Raw genomic sequence first — 4,152 nt, forward strand, 5'->3', positions numbered from 1 at the left:
TTGCCGCACCTGAATGCCAAGTTGAAGTCGGCCGGCCAGGGGCCGATCGAATTGCCGCCCCCGAATGCCGAGTTGCAGCCGATCGACATGGGGCCGAGCCAATTGACCGACACCGAGTGACGACGGACTGCGCGATACGGCATGAGGCGTCGACCGTGTCGCGCATCCGCCTTGTTGACCGCGGCGATAGCAGTACCTGACGAGCCTGCGTCGACACGCACGGCTCGCCCTTCATCCGAGGAAATGCCCATGTTCCGATCCTTGCTTGCCGGAGCCCTGCTGCTTGCCGCCGGCGCGGCGGCTGCCCAGACAGTGCCGCCGTCCCTCCTGAACTCGTTGTCCTGGCGCGAGGTCGGCCCGTATCGCGGCGGACGCGTCGATGCCGTCGACGGTATCGCCGGCAAGCTCAATGTCGCCTATTTCGGCTCCGTGGACGGCGGCGTCTTCAAGACGACGGACGCGGGCAACACCTGGGAGCCGCTGTTCCAACACGAGTCGGTGGGCGCCATCGGCGCCATCGGCGTCGCGCCGTCCAATCCGCAGATCATCTACGTCGGCACTGGGGAAGCGACGATCCGTTCCAATGCCACCTACGGCAACGGCATATATCGTTCCGACGACGGTGGCAAGACCTGGCGGCACCTGGGGCTGGACGATACCCAGCAAATCGGTCGCCTGCTCGTGGATCCGCAGGACCCCGACCGCGTCGTGGTCGCGGCCCTCGGCCACGCCTGGGGGCCAAACAAGGAGCGCGGGATCTTCCTCACCACCGATGGTGGCAAGAGCTGGAAACACACGCTCTTCGTGGACGAACACACGGGTGCGGTGGACCTGGCGCGCGACCCGGCGCAGCCGGCGAGCCTGTACGCCACGACCTGGAATGCCGAGCGTACGCCCTGGTATCAGTATGCGCCGGTCGATGGCCCCGGCAGTGCCGTCTACCATTCCGCCGACAACGGCGCGACCTGGCAGAAGCTTTCCCTGCAGGGGCTGCCCCCGGAGATGGGCCGCATCGGCGTGGCAGTGACGGACACGGCGTCGGGCCCGCGCCTGTACGCGATCGTCAGTGCCGGGAGCGCACACCCGGTGGGAGAGGGTAGCAACCTGTTGGGAGCGGGCAGTGGCGTGTACCGCTCGGATGATGCGGGCAAGAGCTGGCACCTGATCGATGGCGATCCCCGCTTGCCGGGCCGTGGCTGGTACTTCGGGCGCATCTACGCCGATGCCAAGAATCCCGACCTCGTCTACATCCCCAACACGTCGCTCTACCGCTCGCGCGACGGCGGGGCGCATTTCGAATCCATCAAGGGTTCACCCAACGGCGACGACATGCATTCGCTGTGGCTGGATCCGGGCGACTCGGAGCACATGGTCCTGGTGGCCGATCAGGGCACCTCGATCAGTCTCGACGACGGCGCGCATTGGTCGAGCTGGTACAACCAGCCCACCGCCCAGATCTACCACTTCGGCGTGGACGACCAGATACCGTACAACCTCTACGCCACCCAGCAGGATTCGGGCGCCCTGATGATCGCCTCGCGCGGCGCCAGCGGCATCATCACCAACCAAGACTGGGACCCTGTCGGCGGCGGCGAATCGGGCTACCTGTTCCCGCGCAAGGGGGATCCTTCGATCATCTACGGCGCCGGCTCCGGCGGCAACATCACCCGCTACGACCTGCACGCGCATGTCACCCTGAACATATCGCCGGCGGCGATCAGGTCGTTCAACGCCAAGCCGACTCCCACCGGTTCCTACTACCCCTGGAACACCGCGTTCGCACCCTCGCCGTTCCACGCCGACACCCTGTACATGGGCGGCCAGAAGGTCATGCGGACCACTGATGCCGGCCAGCACTGGCAGGTGATCAGCCCCATCCTCACCTACAAGAACCCGAAGGCGAAGTGCAAGGGCCAGCCGACCCGCAAGACGGGCGCCGCCTGCGGCTATTCGGTCATCTATGCGCTCGCGGCCTCGCCCGTGCAGGAAGGCGTGCTGTGGGCCGGTACCGACGATTCCCGGGTATGGCTCACCCAGGACGACGGGGCGCATTGGGACAACGTGACGCCGCCCGGACTCGCTCCGTGGAGCAAGGTGGACACGATCGGCGCGGATCCGCACGATCCGGCCAGCGCCTACGTCGCCGTCGAGCGCCACGCGGTCGACGATTTCAACCCCTATATCTACATCACCCATGATGCGGGCAAGCACTGGCGCCAGGCCGCCGAGGGGATTCCGGACGGCGACTATGTCCGCGTGGTGCGCGCCGATCCCGAGCGCAAGGGTCTGCTCTACGCGGGGACCGAGCACGGCATCCTCATCTCCTTCGACGATGGCGACTCCTGGCAGTCGCTGCAACGCAACCTGCCCACGACCGCGGTACGCGACCTGACCGTGCACGACGGCGATCTGATCGTCGGTACCAGCGGGCGTGGCTTCTGGATACTCGACGACATGGAGCCGCTGCGCGAAGCCAGCGCCGCGATCGCGCAGAGCCCGGTGCACCTGTATGCGCCGAAGCCGGCCATGCGTTTGCGCCTCGGCACCTACGAGGGCGAGGCGCGACCGCCGGAAGTGCCGCACTCCGCGAATCCGCCTACCGGTGCAATCATCGACTATTGGCTGGGCGATGACTCCAGCAGCCCCGTGACGCTGACCATCTACGACGCCGAAGGGCAGCAAGTACGGCACTTCTCCAGCACCGACAAGGCCGCCGAGATACCGGCTCCGAATTACCCCGACTACTTCATCTCCTCGCCCAACATCCTGCCGGCCGGCAGCGGAGCCCATCGCTTCCTGTGGGACCTGCGCTATGCGCCGCCTGCCGGCGAGCCGCGCTGGGGTGAGCCGGCCGTGCTCGGCGAAACGCCAGAGTCTCCCATGGGGCCGCTGGTGTTGCCGGGCCAGTATCGTGTGGTGCTGACGGTCGGCGGCAAGGAATACAGCGCCCCGCTCACCGTGCAGGCCGATCCCAACGCGGACACCACGCCGGCGGCGCTTGCCGCCAATGTCCGCTTTGCGCTCGCGCTGGAGTCCGACATCGACAGCAACGCCAAGGTGCTGCAGGCCGCCGCCAATGCGTCCGGTGGCGGTGCCGGCCGGCAGCGTCTCGAAGACCAGGTGAAGAAGAGCGACCTGGACGGCATCAACGAGCAGCTGTCCATGCTGCTCGATGAGGTCGTGAGCAATGACGCGGCGCCCATCCCGACGGTGGTGGATGCCGCCAACCAGCTGCGCGCGAGCAGCGGCAAGGCCCGCGACACGCTGACGGGCATGCTGACAGGAGATTGAATGCGCCACCGCCCCGCCAGGCGGGAATTCCTAAAGCGCGGCGCCCTGGTCACGGTGGGCGCAGCAACGGCTGTCACCACCAGCTTAGAGGTGTTTGCCGCGGGTGCTGGCAATCCGGTAGTGCGCACTACGGAAGGACGGCTCAGGGGCGCGAGTGCCGCTGGCCGCTTTACGTAGGCGTCGACCGCGGGAAACTGGGCGACCAGATCGGTGTGTCGAATGAGTCTCAATACGGTCGTCATCAGAACATCCGCCGCGGTAAAGCGGTCGACCAGGTAGTTGCGACCGTCGAGCCAGGCGGATAGCGCTCCCAGTCGAACTTTCACCGCATCCACGGCTCCGGGTCGTCGCAGCTTTGCCCACTGTTCCTCGCAGTGCTGCAGGTCCATCGCGGACAGGTTCTGGATCGGCGGCTCAACCGTGTTGAGCGCGGCGAATATCCAAGTGACTGTGTGAGCGCGTCCGTGCCGGTCGCCAGGCATCAGAGCCTCGGAATCCAGGGAGATGTAGTGCACGATGGCGCCCGATTCAAACAGCCCGCGAACGTCCGCTCCGAAGGCCGGTACCATCCCGAACGGATGCTGCTGACGATACCAGTCTGAATTCAGATCCTTGAAATCGATGAGTTGGGCTTCATAGGGAAGGCCGGCCTCCTCCAGCGCCCAGCGCACGCGCAAGTCGCGAACAAGCCCTTGGGCAAATGGGGGAGCCCAGCGAAATCTGGACCTGCCCCGTTTCCGTGGACAGTTTCTCGTCTTCGCTCTTGGTCTCTGGTCTTACCTCCTCAATCTTACACCGCAGTGCAGTCTGACGCCGCAGGCGGCAGAAGCTCCGGCCTTCGGATTTGCAAGGAACGCTGGT

At 66.0% G+C, this 4,152-nt stretch carries 1 protein-coding gene and 1 pseudogene; one reads left to right on the forward strand and one right to left on the reverse strand.

Features of this window, described 5'->3' with window-relative positions:
- Window positions 1-249 precede the first annotated feature (249 nt).
- Complete coding sequence (locus tag VGG53_RS17825; protein ID WP_331519409.1) at window positions 250-3,291, forward strand: WD40/YVTN/BNR-like repeat-containing protein; 3,042 nt, start codon at window positions 250-252, stop codon at window positions 3,289-3,291.
- A 170-nt stretch (window positions 3,292-3,461) separates the two neighbouring features.
- Here the strand turns inward: VGG53_RS17825 and VGG53_RS24080 are convergent.
- Window positions 3,462-3,962: pseudogene (locus tag VGG53_RS24080) on the reverse strand (glutathione S-transferase family protein); the annotation flags it as partial.
- Window positions 3,963-4,152: the final 190 nt, after the last annotated feature.

Source organism: Mycobacterium sp., from assembly GCF_036490025.1.
Lineage (GTDB): Bacteria > Actinomycetota > Actinomycetes > Mycobacteriales > Mycobacteriaceae > Mycobacterium.